This is a genomic window from Streptomyces sp. SM11 (genome assembly GCF_002910905.1).
Classification (GTDB): domain Bacteria; phylum Actinomycetota; class Actinomycetes; order Streptomycetales; family Streptomycetaceae; genus Streptomyces.
On record NZ_NEUE01000251.1, the window covers coordinates 21,637 to 34,589 of the forward strand.

Genomic DNA, 12,953 nt, shown 5'->3' on the forward strand with positions numbered 1-12,953 from the left:
CAGATCACGATCCAGCTCCTCGGTCGGGAGGCGCCCCAGCGTCCGGACCGTCTCTCCGAGCTCGGCCCCGACCGACATCACCGCTCACCCGCGAGGTCCATATCACCCCTGCTCGTGTCGGCCACGCTCTCAGCACCCTCCGGACGCCGCCACGGGTTCTCGATCGGCTGGGACACCGCACGCCACCATGGCTCGGCCGGCAGCTTCCCCGCCGGCTCGAACGGCTCGCCGGGACGAGGGAACGCCACCGCCTGGCCGGCCTCCCCGGCCTCGTACCTCGTCCACTCCCCCGGCTCCGCCCAGGCATGCGGGGCCAGGTTGAAGGTCCCCCAGTGGATCGGCAGCAGCACACCGTGCGGACGGCCGCCCTGAAGGTCCAGGTGCGCACGCATGCCTTCGGCGGGTGTCATATGGATGTCCGGCCAGTAATCCGAGTACGCACCGATCTGGATCATGGTGGCGTCGAAGGGCCCGTATCCGGCCCCGATGTCCCGGAATCCGGGGAAATAGCCGGTGTCCCCGCTGTGGTAGATCCGGTGCTCCGGGCCCACGACCGCCCACGACGCCCAGAGGGTGTGCTGCTGGTTACGCAGCCCGCGACCACAGAAGTGGCGTGCGGGGGTGGCGGTGAGACGGATTCCGGCGACGGTCACGGTCTCGTTCCAGTCGAGCTCGTGCATCCGGTCGACGGGGACGCCCCAGCGTTCCAGATGGGCCCCTACGCCGAGCGGCACGGCGAAGACCGTGTCGGTGCCAGCCAGGGCGCGGATCGTCGGCAGGTCGAGGTGGTCGTAGTGGTCGTGGGAGATCACGACCACGTCGACGGGTCCGAGCGCGGCCAGCGACAGCGGAGTGGGGTGCAGGCGCTTGGGTCCGGCGAACGGGAACGGGGAACAGCGTTCGCCCCAGACCGGATCGAACAGGATCCGCCGGCCGTCGATCTCCGCCAGCACGCTGGAATGGCCCATCCAGGTCAGCCGGAGCCCGGTGGCGGGCGGTGCGGCCAGGTCGACGAGGGTCGTGGCGTGGACGGGGACGGTGCCCGTCGGCATCCTGCGGGCCCGCTGCTCCTTATGGAAGTAGATCTTGGCGAACTCGACGGTGGACCCTGAGGGCCTGGTCCGGGCCCCCACCGGGTTCTGGAACACCCCGTCGACGAAATGGGGCGAGCGGCGGATGCGCTCCATCCGCGCTCCGGCCGGATCGGCCCCAAAGGACTCGGTGCGCATCGAGCGCAGTCTCGTGCGGAGCGGAAGCAAGTAGTCAGCGCCGGTCACAACATCTCCTGAGGGAGTCGGTGTCGTCTCATTATGGTCGGCCAGTACGACAGGGCGACCAGAAGATGCTGAACGGGGCAGGCGATTCGGCCGGTGGCGGTGTCAGCCACGCTGTTGACCGTAGACGTGGTCGATGTGGAGGGTGAGCAGCACCCTGCGGTCCTGGACCATGGCCCGCCGGTAGTCGTCCCAGTCGGGGTGCTCGCCCTTGACGTCCCGGTACAGGGCGATGAGAGCCTCCACCGTGGCGTCGTCCGGTGCCGCGGCGGGTGGGGTCAGCTCGGCGGTTCCGTCTGCCACGGTCCAGGCCCAGCGGTCGTCACTGGTGACGTGGTAGCTCGCCCGGGGGTCGCGCCGCAGGTTACGGGTCTTGGCCCGGCCCTCGGTGATCGAGACTCGGATCTCCCGGTCCTCGGGACAGAAGGCGTGATTGACGTTGGACAGCTGAGGGCGTCCGTCCTGCTTGAGAGTGACCAGAACACCGCCCTCGTGCTCACCGATGAGGCGGAGCAGCGCTTCCTGTGCCGGTTCGATTCGCGTCATGCAGGATGCAACGTATGGGCTGGCCGAAGGATTCCGGTGCGGCGCGCCCGCCCCGCACATTCGCCGGCCTCCGACCCACCGTCGCTGACCTGGCGTATTGGTTAGGGTGGCCCGGTGGCAAGAGTCCGGTTGAACGTGGCGGAGCGGCGTGAGGAGCTGCTTCGTGCTGCGGTCGGGCAGATCGAGGTCCGTGGCGTCTCGTCCGTGCGGATCGCCGATGTGTCCTCGGTGCTGGGCGTGAGCAACGCCCTCGTCCTCTACCACTTCTCGACCAAGGAGAAGCTGGTGGCGGCGGCGTTCACGTACGCGGCCGAGGCCGACCTCGCCCACCTCCGCAAGCTGCTGGCCCGACGTACCACCGCCGTACGACGACTGCGGGCGGCCGTGCGGTGGTACGCGCCGACGGGGCAGGCCAAGGGCTGGCGACTGTGGATCGAGGGCTGGGCGGCCTCCCTGCGCGACCCCGCCCTCCGTGAGGTCGCGGGCGACCTCGACCAGCAGTGGAAGGCGGAACTGGCGCAGGTCATCGAGGAGGGCGCCGCCGCCGGAGAGTTCCGGTGCGAGGATCCCCGGGCGGTGGCCTGGCGGCTGACCGCCCTGCTGGACGGGATGGCGGTGCAGATGACCTCGTACTCGGGTCCGCTCGCCCGGACCACGATGCTGCGGTGGACCGACGAGGCCCTCGCCCGCGAGCTGGGCATCGACCTCGCTGAGCTGACCGGTTCGCCGGGCGTCGGCCTTCAGGAGACGGACCCTTCCACGGCCGGCTGACGGCCGCCCCCGGGGCGCTCCCCGCTCAACGGCCGCGCCGGGTCGTCGGGGCGCTTACCCTCCCGCCCGGCGCCCTTCCGGTCAGGTCTGGCGCACCGGTGCGTAGGCCGCTCCCTCCAGCCCGAACGTCCAGGCGACCCCGTCCTTCGCGGTCCGGGTGGCGGGCGGCACACGCAGCCAGTAGGTGCGGCGTGTGCCGTCCGGCTCGGGGGTGGAGTTGACCACCTCGACCATCACGACGTCCTCGTCGCCGTCGAGTGCGATGCGCCAGAGGACGCCCGCCTCGTCGCGGTGGACGGGCTCGGCCCCCGACTCGGCGAGATAGCGGTCGTAGCCGTAGTACTCCAGCATCACGCGGCGCAGTTCCGCGTTCTCCTCGGAGCGGATCCGCTCGGGCGTGAGGGAGAACAGCTCGGCCAGGAACGCGGCGGGGACCGGCATGCCACGCCAGGCGTGCAGGGCGAACCCGTCCCCGTAGGCCAGGGCCGGCCCCTCGCCGTGGTCGAGCCGGCCCGCCTCGTCTCGGTGGAGGACGTCGGGCCGCTCACTGATGACCACGGCGTTCTCGTAGGGCCACCACCAGCCGGCGCTGCGGGCCACCTCCGCGAGGCCCGTCAGCCGGTCGCCCTGCCCGTCGAAGGCGGCGAGCCAGGCGGCGTCGTGCTGGCCGAGCACGGCCTCCAGGAGCACCAGCCGCACGGCCCCCTCTTCCTCGGGCCGGGGCGCCAGGTCGGCGACGACACCGGTCCGTATCCGGTCGGCGAGCGCGGCCGTCGTCTCCCACAGCTGGGCACCGGTGGCGGACCAGAGCGCCGACCAGCCCGCCGGGCCCAGCTCGTCGTACATCCGGCGGCGTTCCTCGGCCCACGGGCGGGTGCGGACCTCCTCGCGCACCGAGCGTCCGGCGTCGGCCAGCTTCTCCACCGTCCCGACGGCGGCCCGGGGCGATGCGGCCCAGATGATCCGGTCCGGCTCGGCCAGGCCGGCGGTGCGGTAGGCGCGCCGCACACCGGCCTCGGCCGCCGCCCGGTCCGCCCGGCCGGTCGCCGCCGCCACGCTCCGCCAGGAATTCACGTTCTGCATCGGTTGTCCCCGTCCCCTGTTCCGCTCATGTGCAGTGCTTGTTCGCCGTGCTCGATCACGGTGCTCGTTCTGGCTGGTTGTGCTTGCTCCGGCAGGCCGGAGCTGTCAGTCCGCCACGACGCGGATCGCGCCGGGGGCGTACTCCCGCTGGCGCACGACGCGGAACCAGCCCTTCGGGAGCGGGATCACCGCGTGCTCCTCGTGCACCACCCGCCCGCCCTCGGGGAGATGGAGCAGCATCGGGCCGAACCGACCCGCCTCCCGGATCAGCCGGCCGGGGCCCTGAACGGCGTGCGCGTGTCCGGTGACCTCCCCCAGTGCGAGCACCAGCCGTCCCCGCCCGTCGCGCAGTTCACCCGGCGCCTCCAGGAAGGGGGCGGGCACCGCCGACTCCTCCAGCTCCATGATCAGTACATCGCCCTGTCGGTACACGGACGTCTCCCCTCGGTCGCGGCACCCGCTGTGCCGACCATGGAAAAACGCTACGGGCAGGGACTGACAACGCACCGTCGCCGCGGTTGTGAACGGGTCCCGGTCGCGGCGTTGTCAGTTCGGCTTGATAGACCTTGCGGAGATCAGCCGTCCCCAGGATCAGGAGCTCAGGGCCATGTACGGTGCGCAGCATCTGCACGAGTTCGGCGGCCTTCCGGCCGTCGACTTCCACCACACGACCGAAGCGGGCTCCCAGCCCGCCGCCGATGCCGTGGCCTGGCGTGTCTTCGTCGATCCGTACGGCTGCGACGAGGAGCGGGACCGGCCCTGGGAGGACGAGTTCGCCGATTTCCTGAGCGCGGTCGACCCGGCCGGCGTCCGGGCCCTGATCATCGGTCAGTGGGGCGAGGCCTACGAGGAGAACTCCTCCGTGCCGATCAGCCTGGTGATCGCCGCCGCCGACCGGCTGACCTCGCTGGAGGCGGTGTTCGTCGGGGATCTGGAGGCGGAGCAGGCCGAGATCACCTGGATCGAGCAGTCGGACGTGACGGCGCTGCTGGCCGCCTTCCCCGCGCTGACGGAGTTCGGGGTGCGCGGCGGCACCGGCCTGCTGTTCCCGCCGACGAAGCACGAGCGGCTGCGGTCGCTGACCGTGCAGGCGGGCGGGCTGCCCGTCGAGGTGGTGCGCGGTGTGCTGGACAGCGAACTGCCCGCGCTGGAGCGGCTGGATCTCTGGCTCGGTGTGTCCGCCTACGAAGGAAACACTGATGTCGCCGACCTGTCCCCGCTGCTCTCGGGCACCCGTTTCCCCCGTCTGAGCCACCTGGGCCTGCGCAACAGCGAGGTGCAGAACGAGATCGCGGCGGCGTTGGCCGCGGCTCCGGTCGTCGCCCAGCTGCGGGTGCTCGATCTGTCGAACGGGACGCTGGGGGACGAAGGCGCTGCCGCGCTCCTCGAAGGACAGCCGCTCACCCATCTCGACGCCCTCGATCTCCACCACCACTTCCTCACCGAGGCGATGGAGCAGCGGGTCCGCTCGGTCCTGGAGCCGCACGGGGTGCGGGTGGACCTGTCCGAGCGGAACGAGCCGTGGGGCGGCCGCGGCGTCGAGGGCCGCTACACCGCCGTCTCGGAGTAGGGCTTCATGAACTACATCGGCATCCAGCACTTCAGCCACTTCCACGGGCTGCCGGTCCACACTCCGACGCCCTCGTCCGGGACCCTGCCCGCCGCCGACACCGTGGCCTGGCGGCTGGAGTGCGACTACGACGAGGAGACGGACTTCGCCACCCTGTGGGAGCAATTCCTGGACACGGTGGACACGGCGCGGGTCCGGGCGCTCGTCATAGGACCCTGGTGGCATGACGACTACACACCGTTCGCCCCGGTGATGGAGCTGATCGTCGCCCACGCGGACCGCTTCCCGGCGCTGCGCGCACTGTTCCTCGCCGATGTGGAGGGCGAGGAGTGCGAGGTGTCCTGGCTGCGGATGTGCGACATCACTCCGGTGCTCGAAGCACTGCCGCTGCTGGAGGAGTTCACCGTGCGTGGCTGCGGCCAGGAAGGACTGGGGCTGCGCCCGCTGCGCCATACGGCGCTGAAGTCGCTGCGCTTCGAGTCCGGTGGCCTGTCCGGCCAGGTGGTGCGGGCGGTCGCCGCGAGCGAACTGCCCGCGCTGGAACGGCTGGACCTGTGGTTCGGCAGTTCGTGGTACGGCGGCGATGCCACTGTCGATGACATCCGGCCGGTCCTGTCGGGCGGCGTGTTCCCCCGGCTGCGCCACCTGGGTCTGCAGAACAGCGAGATCCAGGACGAGATCGCCACCGCCGTGGCCTCCGCTCCCGTCGTCGCCCAGCTGGAGACCCTCGCGCTGTCCATGGGCACGCTGAGCGACGAGGGGGGCGAGGCCCTGCTCACCGGGCAGCCCCTGAACCACCTGTCCACGCTCGACCTGCGCCACCACTACCTCACCGACCCGGTGCTGGACCGCATCAGGAGCGCGTCCGCTCCGGCTGTGGTCGAGGGCGGCGAGGCCGAGGAGGACTACGGGGACCCGGACGACGAACCGGAGCGCTATGTCGCTGTCAGCGAGTAGCGCGGGGGACGGGCAGGTCCCCCGCTTCGTGGTCGTCGGTAATCCGGACAACCGCCGGGTCGCGTTCTTCGAGGCGGCCGTGCGGTCCGCCGGCCTGCCGCCGGCCCGGGTCGTGTCCTGGCTCCAGGTACTGCGCGGTGAGGCGGCGTTCGGGCCGGACGAGTGCGTGCGGATCGATTCACCCGGTGAGGACGCCGAGGTGGAGCGGCTGCTCCGCGGGGTCGACGACCCGACCCGGGTGGAGGGCTCGGCCCGGTGGTACGCGCGGTTCACGGCAGCGGTGGCCGCGGTGGCGGGCGTGGCCTCGGCGGCGGGCGCCGAGGTGCTGGGCTCCCCCGGTGACACCTCCGTGCTCTTCGACAAGCGGCTGTGCCACGGGCGGCTCGACCGCGCGGGAGTCTCCGTGCCCGCCTCGCCGACATCCGGCCCGGGGGCGACGCCGGTGCGCGGCTGGTCCGACGTACGGGAGTTGCTGCGCGAGTGGCGGATGCCCCGGGCGTTCGTGAAGCTCGCGCACGGCTCCTCCGCCTCCGGGGTGCTGGCGGTGGAGACGGCGGGTCCGGGGCGGATCCGGGCGAGCACCTCGGTGGAACGGGACGCCCACGGGCGGCTGTACAACTCGCTGCGGGTCCGCCGGTACACCTCGGAGCGGGAGGTCGGCGCGGTCGTGGACGCGCTGGCCCCGGACGGGCTGCACATCGAGCGCTGGCTGCCGAAGTCGTCCCAGCGGGGGCGGGCCGCGGATCTGCGGATCGTGGTGGTCGGCGGCCGGGCGACCCATGCCGTGGTGCGGACGAGCACGAGCCCCATGACCAATCTGCATCTCGGCGGTACGCGCGGTGACCTCGACGAGGTCCGGGCCGCCGTGGCTGCGGCGGGCGGCTGCTGGCGCGAGGCGCTGGCGATGTGCGAACGGGCCGCGGCCTGCTTCCCCCGGACGCCCAGTGTGGGCGTCGATCTGCTGCCCACGGCCGGCTGGCGGCGCTTCGCCGTCGGCGAGGTCAACGCCTTCGGCGATCTGCTGCCCGGACTGACCGGTCTGCCGGGCAGCGGCGCCGAGGGCCTGGACACCTATGCGGCGCAGGTCGCCGCCGTACTGGACCGAGCAAGGAACCACCGTGCCGTCACCGCTTCCTGACCCCGCCGGGACCCCTGAATCCGACCGGCCCGACATGGGCGAGGTCGTGGGCAGCCACGATCTGTTGCTGGTCACCCTGGACACCCTGCGCCACGACGTCGCCGTCGAGCTGGCGGCCGCCGGACGCATCCCGAATCTGGCCCGGCACCTGCCCGGGGGCGGCTGGGAGGAGCGGCATGCTCCGGGCAGCTTCACCTACGCCTCGCACCAGGCGATGTTCGCCGGGTTCCTGCCGACGCCCGCCTCTCCGGGACCGCATCCGCGACTGTTCGCGGCGCGGTTCGCGGGCAGTGAGACGACGGCGGACGGCACGTTCGTGTTCGACACGCCCGATCTGGTGTCGGGGCTGGCCGCCGAGGGCTACCGCACGGTGTGCGTCGGCGGGGTCGGCTTCTTCAACCGGCAGGGGCCGCTCGGTTCGGTGCTGCCCGGGATGTTCCAGCAGAGCCACTGGGAGCCCGGCTTCGGTGTCGCCTCGCCCACCTCGTTCGAGGAGCAGGTGGCCAGGGCGGAGGAGGTCGTCGCGGCGCTCCCCCGGGAGCAGCGGCTGTTCCTCTTCGTCAACGTGTCCGCCCTGCATCAGCCGAACTGGTTCCATCTGCCCGGAGCGACCCGCGAGGCGGGTGACTCCCGCGCCACCCACGCGGCCGCCCTGGAGTACGTGGACCGGCACGTCGGCCGGCTCTTCGCCGCGGCGAGCAGCCGCCGCCGGTGCTTCGCCATCGTCTGTTCCGACCACGGCACCGCCTACGGCGACGACGGCTACATCGGTCACCGGCTCGGCCACCCGGCCGTCTGGACTGTCCCGTACGCCCAATTCTTCCTCGAACCACCCGCACCGCTCGAACCGCTCGAACCTGGGGCCGCCCGATGACCACCACCGCCACCGCCCCACTCCCTCCCGTCCGGCCGTACGAGAGCTACGTCTACGCATATCCGCACAAGACGGCCTACCGCCCGCTGGAGGAGCGCCCGTCGTTGCGCGCGCTGTGGGCGGCGGAGCCGAAGGACGCGCTCTCCCTCTATCTCCACATACCGTTCTGCGAAGTCCGCTGCGGCTTCTGCAATCTCTTCGCCCGGATCGGCGCGCCCGAGGAACTGACGACGCGCTATCTGGACGCGTTGGAGAGGCAGGCCGTGGCCGCCCGGGATGCCCTGGGTGACGTGGGGCCGGTGCGGTTCGCGGCGGCGGCGTTCGGCGGCGGTACGCCGACCTTCCTGACCGCCGGTGAGCTGGAGCGGCTCTGCGACATAGCGGAGCAGCGGATGGGCGCCGAACTGCGCGCCGTGCCGCTCTCGGTGGAGACCTCCCCGGCCACGGCGACGGCGGACCGGCTGGCGGTGCTGGCCGACCGGGGAACCACCAGGATCAGCATCGGTGTGCAGAGCTTCGTGGACGAGGAGGCGCGGGCGGCCGTCCGGCCGCAGCGCCGGGCCGATGTGGAGGCGGCGCTCGGCCGGATCCGCGAGGCTGCGATCCCGGTGCTGAACATCGACCTGATCTACGGCATCGACGGGCAGACCGAGCGCAGCTGGCTCGCCTCGCTGGACGCGGCGCTGGTCTGGCGGCCGGAGGAGCTGTACCTGTATCCGCTGTACGTGCGACCGCTCACCGGTCTGCACCGCCTGGGCGCGGTGGCCGGTGCCGAGGCGGAGGCCCTGGAGCAGGTTTCCTGGGACGAGCAGCGACTGCGGTTGTACGCGGTGGGGCGGGACCATCTGCTGGCGCACGGCTACGAGCAGGTGTCGATGCGGATGTTCCGGCGGAGCGATGCCCCGCGGGAACAGGAGAGTCCCGAGGACTACGCCTGCCAGACCGACGGCATGATCGGCCTGGGCTGCGGGGCCCGTTCGTACACGGCGGCCCTGCACTACTCCTTCGACTACGCGGTGGACATGCGGGAGATCCGGTCGATCATCGACCGCTTCACCGCCACCGAGGACTTCTCCCGGGCCGAGGTCGGCCGGTATGTCGACGCCGGCGAGGCGCGCCGGCGGCATCTGATGCAGTCGCTGCTCCAGGCGGCGGGGTTGTCGGTGGCGGACTACCGGGCACGGTTCGGGACGGATCCGGGCGCGGACTTCCCGGCCGAGCTGGCGGGGTTCGCGGCCCGGGGCTGGCTGGACCCATCGGCGCCTCAGGGGCTGCTGCGGCTGTCCCCGTCGGGTCTCGCCCACTCCGACGCGCTGGGTCCGGCGCTGTTCTCCCCCGGGGTGCGGGCCGCCATGGCCGCCTACGAACGGAAGTGACCGGGCCGTGGACCTGACGATTCTCTACCGGGGCCCGCTCGCCTCCTGCGACTACGACTGTCCGTACTGCCCCTTCGCGAAGCGACGCGACAGCCGCGCGCAGCTCACGGCGGACCGGGAGGCGCTGGAGCGGTTCACCGGCTGGGCGGCGGCGCAGACCGGCGACCGGCTGTCCGTGCTGTTCACCCCGTGGGGCGAAGGGCTGGTGCGCTCCTGGTACCGGCGGGCGCTGACCGAGTTGTCGCATCTGCCGCACATCGGCCGAGTGGCGGTCCAGACGAACCTGAGCTGCCGCACCGGCTGGCTGGCGGACGCCGATCCGGAGCGGATCGCGCTCTGGTGCACGTACCACCCGGGGCAGACCTCGTACGAGCGGTTCCTCGGCCGGTGCCGGGAACTGTCCGGGCTCGGGATCCGCTACAGCGTGGGAGTGGTGGGGTTCGAGGACCATCTGGGGGAGGCGCGTCGGCTGCGGGCGGCGCTGCCGGAGGAGGTCTATCTGTGGATCAACGCCGCCGAGGGGCACACGTACACCGACGAGGAGGCGGCGCGGTGGACGGAGCTGGATCCGCTGTTCCCCTACAGCCGTGATCCACACCGCTCGGCCGGGCTGCCCTGCCGTACGGGCGAGTCGGTGATCTCCGTGGACGGCGACGGCACGGTGCGGCGCTGTCACTTCGTCAAGGCCGAGCTGGGCAACCTCTACGACGGCGGCTACCGCCGGGCGCTCGGCCCGCGGGCCTGTCCGCTCGCCGTGTGCGACTGCCACATCGGCTATGTGCATCTGGAGTCGCTGCCGCTGTACGACGTGTTCGCGGGCGGTGTCCTGGAGCGGATACCGGCCGGACCCGGGCGTGCGCCATCGGACGGGCTCGTGGTACCGAACCCGTCCCGGCGTGCGCTTCCCCTGTTGGAGCCCTGACCGCTGCGACCGCTACAGCGGCATCAGGTCGGGGCGCTTCGCCTCGACGTGGTCGCCGGAGGACTCTCCGCGCAACCGCCGGCCGATCCAGGGCACGAGGTATTCGCGGGCCCACTGGATGTTGTCGCGCCGTTCGTCGAAGGGGCTGCGCTGGGCCTGCGGCGGCCAGGGCTGGTCGGGGTCGGCGGGCACATCGTGGCCGAGGACCTGGGCCGCGCGCAGTGCGACGCGGGTGTGGCCCTCGGGCGAGAGATGCAGCCGGTCGTTGTCCCACGCGCGCCGGTCCTGTACGGAGCGGAGCGACCACAGGTCCAGCACGGGGCAGTGGTAGCGGTCGGCGATGGCCCGGAGATGCACGTTGTACGTGGCGATCTTGCCGCGCATGTGGCGCAGCACCGGAACGCCCCGGGTGTCGAAGCCGGTGGTGACCATGACCGTGCCAACGGCGTTGCTCAGGTCGGCGACCGCCCGCTCGAAGCGCTCGGCGAGGTCGTCGGGGTCGGTGCCGGGCCGGATGATGTCGTTGCCGCCCGCGCAGAAACTGACCAGGTCGGGGGCCAGTTCCTTGGCGCGCGGGATCTGCTCCTCGACGATCTGGTCGAGGAGACGTCCTCGTACGGCGAGATTGGCGTAGCGGAAGTCCCCGTGCGGGGAGTCCTCGGGACCGGCCGCCGTGTCGGGGGCCGGGAGCCGGTCGGCGAGGAGGACCGCGAAACGGTCCGCCCAGCCGACGAAGGTGCCGTCGGGGCCGGGGTCGCCGACACCCTCGGTGAAACTGTCGCCAATCGCCGCGTACGACCCGATGATGTGCTGCTGGTTGTTTCTCGAATCGTCTGCCACAAGCACTTATCCTGCATCGTTCGATGTGACCTACGCGACCGTAATACGGGGTTGACGGGTGGTGAGATAGACCACCCGGTCAGCTTTTGGTAAAGCCGGAATAAAGAGAGGGGCGGTGCACCGCCGCGCACCGCCCCTCGGACACTTCTCGCCGCGCTCGGTCAGACGGTGACGCCGTGCTGACGCAGGTACGCGATCGGGTCGACGTCCGAGCCGTAGCCCGGGCCGGTGCGGACCTCGAAGTGCAGGTGCGGGCCGGTGGAGTTGCCGGTGGAGCCGGAGAGGCCGATCTGCTGGCCGCCGGTGACGGTCTGGCCGACGGAGACGTTCAGCGAGGACTGGTGGGCGTACTGGGAGTACATGCCGTCCTCGTGCTGGATGACGACCTCGTTGCCGTACGAGCCGCTGTTGCCGGCCGAGACCACGGTGCCCGGCCCGATGGCGAGGACGGGGGTACCGGATGCGGCCCGGAAGTCCGAGCCGGTGTGGTAGCCGCTGGACCAGCTGGCACCGGAAGCGCGGTACTGGGTGGTGACGTTGGCGCTGGCCAGCGGGGCCGACCAGCCGGAGCCGGTGGCCTCGGAGGAGCCGGTCCGCGCGGAGCCGCCGGTTCCCTCGGAGTCGTCGGCGGAGACGGTGTCCGCCTTCGGGGCCTCCTTCGGTGCGGCCTTCGGGGCCGGTTCGGCCTTCTTCGGGGCGGCCTTGGGCGCCGCGGACTTCTCGGCCGGGGCGGAGCCCTTGGCGCCGAGGGTCAGCTTCATGCCCGGGTGGATCAGGCTGGGGTTCTCGCCGACGGTGGAGCGGTTGTCCTGGTACAGCTTCTCCCACCCGCCCTTGAGCTGGTGCTCGGCCGCGATCTTCGACAGGTAGTCGCCGGAGACGACGGAGTACGTCTTCGGGGCGGCCTTCGACGCGGCGGGGGCTGCCGACGGGGCGGTGTGCGCGGCGGCGACCGAGGCGGCGGCGGGCTTCGCGGCCGGAGCGGCCTGGTCCGCCGCGTTCGCGACGGTGGCGCCGATGAGCGGGAGGGCGAGTGCGGCGCCGCCGGTCCCTGCGGCGAGGACGCCGCGGGAGATCGGGCCGGACTTCGGACGACGGTGCTTACCCTTTGCGGGCATGGGGAAATTCCTCTCCGGCGCCTGCGAGGTGAGCTGTCGGGTTCGGGCTGGAGATGCCCGGTCGCCTTGCGGCGACTTCACCCCGAGCCGGTCCGGATCGCTCCGGACCGGCGGCTTACCTGGTTCCCCCGCTCCTGCCACGCGTGAGTGGGTGGGTGCGAATTCCGGGCGGCGGCAGGATTAGGCGGTCCGTCCGGATTGCGGCGACCGTAAACGAGTCAGGACGAGCGGTACAAGCCATCGGTTGCGTACCGGAATCATCGATTCGATAGCGCTCCGGATTTCCCGTCACACTCCGTGGATGACGGATCTTGCATTTCCGTACGGGCAACGGGAATACCCCGGGGCGCGCTCACCACGGTCCGTCACGGATATGATCCCGCTCACCTCCGGAATCCCATCTCCCCCATTAGCGGGGCATGTTCTGCAAAACACATCAATACGGACACACCGCGGGCAACGCAGCTGACACCGGGTCAGCCCG

At 71.6% G+C, this 12,953-nt stretch carries 13 protein-coding genes and 1 riboswitch; of the genes, 7 read left to right on the top strand and 6 right to left on the bottom strand.

All coding sequences use genetic code 11. The annotated features are described in order from the left end of the window. Positions 1-77: 77 nt before the first annotated feature. Together B9S58_RS26815 and B9S58_RS26820 are read right to left on the bottom strand one after the other, a co-directional pair. Entirely contained in the window at positions 78-1,277 is a 1,200-nt protein-coding gene (locus B9S58_RS26815; RefSeq protein ID WP_103534601.1) for an MBL fold metallo-hydrolase, read from the bottom strand. A 102-nt stretch (positions 1,278-1,379) separates the two neighbouring features. Beyond that, positions 1,380-1,820: a PPOX class F420-dependent oxidoreductase gene (locus B9S58_RS26820; RefSeq protein ID WP_103534602.1), complete on the bottom strand. Its 441-nt coding sequence runs from the start codon at positions 1,818-1,820 to the stop codon at positions 1,380-1,382. A gap of 114 nt (positions 1,821-1,934) precedes the next feature. Between B9S58_RS26820 and B9S58_RS26825 the strand changes: the two genes are divergently transcribed. After that, positions 1,935-2,591, top strand: coding sequence for a TetR family transcriptional regulator C-terminal domain-containing protein (locus B9S58_RS26825; RefSeq protein WP_103534603.1), 657 nt, complete (start codon positions 1,935-1,937; stop codon positions 2,589-2,591). An 81-nt stretch (positions 2,592-2,672) separates the two neighbouring features. Here the strand turns inward: B9S58_RS26825 and B9S58_RS26830 are convergent, their stop codons facing one another. Both B9S58_RS26830 and B9S58_RS26835 read right to left on the bottom strand, forming a co-directional pair. Then, positions 2,673-3,674, bottom strand: a complete 1,002-nt coding sequence (locus B9S58_RS26830) for a DUF6745 domain-containing protein (RefSeq protein ID WP_103534604.1) — start codon at positions 3,672-3,674, stop codon at positions 2,673-2,675. Between the two features lie 105 nt (positions 3,675-3,779). Further along, on the bottom strand, positions 3,780-4,106 hold the full coding sequence (locus B9S58_RS26835; protein ID WP_003964833.1) for a hypothetical protein: 327 nt from the start codon (positions 4,104-4,106) through the stop codon (positions 3,780-3,782). A gap of 175 nt (positions 4,107-4,281) precedes the next feature. On the opposite strand from B9S58_RS26835, the gene B9S58_RS26840 reads away from it, so the two are divergent. From B9S58_RS26840 to B9S58_RS26865, 6 genes are read left to right on the top strand one after another with little or no spacing between them, the layout of a single operon-like run. Then, on the top strand, positions 4,282-5,244 hold the full coding sequence (locus B9S58_RS26840) for an STM4015 family protein (protein ID WP_103534605.1): 963 nt from the start codon (positions 4,282-4,284) through the stop codon (positions 5,242-5,244). 6 nt (positions 5,245-5,250) lie between these two features. Beyond that, positions 5,251-6,201 carry an STM4015 family protein gene (locus B9S58_RS26845; protein ID WP_103534606.1) on the top strand — a complete coding sequence of 317 codons (951 nt, stop codon included), beginning with the start codon at positions 5,251-5,253 and terminating at the stop codon, positions 6,199-6,201. Beyond that, a complete protein-coding gene (locus B9S58_RS26850) occupies positions 6,182-7,339 on the top strand; it encodes an STM4014 family protein (protein ID WP_103534607.1) in 1,158 nt (385 codons plus the stop codon). The genes B9S58_RS26845 and B9S58_RS26850 overlap by 20 nt, the downstream gene beginning before the upstream one ends. Before the next feature lie 34 nt (positions 7,340-7,373). After that, positions 7,374-8,213, top strand: coding sequence for an STM4013/SEN3800 family hydrolase (locus tag B9S58_RS26855; protein ID WP_103534608.1), 840 nt, complete (start codon positions 7,374-7,376; stop codon positions 8,211-8,213). Then, the gene (locus B9S58_RS26860) at positions 8,210-9,589 is read left to right on the top strand and encodes an STM4012 family radical SAM protein (RefSeq protein WP_103534609.1); all 1,380 of its coding nucleotides are present in this window, start codon (positions 8,210-8,212) and stop codon (positions 9,587-9,589) included. The genes B9S58_RS26855 and B9S58_RS26860 overlap by 4 nt, the downstream gene beginning before the upstream one ends. A gap of 7 nt (positions 9,590-9,596) precedes the next feature. Next, positions 9,597-10,511, top strand: a complete 915-nt coding sequence (locus B9S58_RS26865; protein ID WP_103534610.1) for an STM4011 family radical SAM protein — start codon at positions 9,597-9,599, stop codon at positions 10,509-10,511. A gap of 12 nt (positions 10,512-10,523) precedes the next feature. Here the strand turns inward: B9S58_RS26865 and B9S58_RS26870 are convergent, their stop codons facing one another. Continuing rightward, the gene (locus B9S58_RS26870; protein ID WP_103534611.1) at positions 10,524-11,351 is read right to left on the bottom strand and encodes an SGNH/GDSL hydrolase family protein; all 828 of its coding nucleotides are present in this window, start codon (positions 11,349-11,351) and stop codon (positions 10,524-10,526) included. Between the two features lie 161 nt (positions 11,352-11,512). After that, positions 11,513-12,469 carry a LysM peptidoglycan-binding domain-containing M23 family metallopeptidase gene (locus tag B9S58_RS26875; RefSeq protein ID WP_103534612.1) on the bottom strand — a complete coding sequence of 319 codons (957 nt, stop codon included), beginning with the start codon at positions 12,467-12,469 and terminating at the stop codon, positions 11,513-11,515. A gap of 3 nt (positions 12,470-12,472) precedes the next feature. After that, a riboswitch (cyclic di-AMP (ydaO/yuaA leader) is annotated at positions 12,473-12,633 on the bottom strand. Positions 12,634-12,953: the final 320 nt, after the last annotated feature.

What these genes read in the sequence shown, in the direction of transcription:
- B9S58_RS26850 (WP_103534607.1), top strand. Translation starts at nt 6,182, where the DNA reads ATGTCGCTGTCAGCGAGTAGCGCGGGGGACGGGCAGGTCCCCCGCTTC.
- B9S58_RS26860 (WP_103534609.1), top strand. Translation starts at nt 8,210, where the DNA reads ATGACCACCACCGCCACCGCCCCACTCCCTCCCGTCCGGCCGTACGAG.
- B9S58_RS26830 (WP_103534604.1), bottom strand. Translation starts at nt 3,674, where the DNA reads ATGCAGAACGTGAATTCCTGGCGGAGCGTGGCGGCGGCGACCGGCCGG.
- B9S58_RS26875 (WP_103534612.1), bottom strand. Translation starts at nt 12,469, where the DNA reads ATGCCCGCAAAGGGTAAGCACCGTCGTCCGAAGTCCGGCCCGATCTCC.
- B9S58_RS26845 (WP_103534606.1), top strand. Translation starts at nt 5,251, where the DNA reads ATGAACTACATCGGCATCCAGCACTTCAGCCACTTCCACGGGCTGCCG.
- B9S58_RS26820 (WP_103534602.1), bottom strand. Translation starts at nt 1,820, where the DNA reads ATGACGCGAATCGAACCGGCACAGGAAGCGCTGCTCCGCCTCATCGGT.
- B9S58_RS26840 (WP_103534605.1), top strand. Translation starts at nt 4,282, where the DNA reads ATGTACGGTGCGCAGCATCTGCACGAGTTCGGCGGCCTTCCGGCCGTC.
- B9S58_RS26855 (WP_103534608.1), top strand. Translation starts at nt 7,374, where the DNA reads ATGGGCGAGGTCGTGGGCAGCCACGATCTGTTGCTGGTCACCCTGGAC.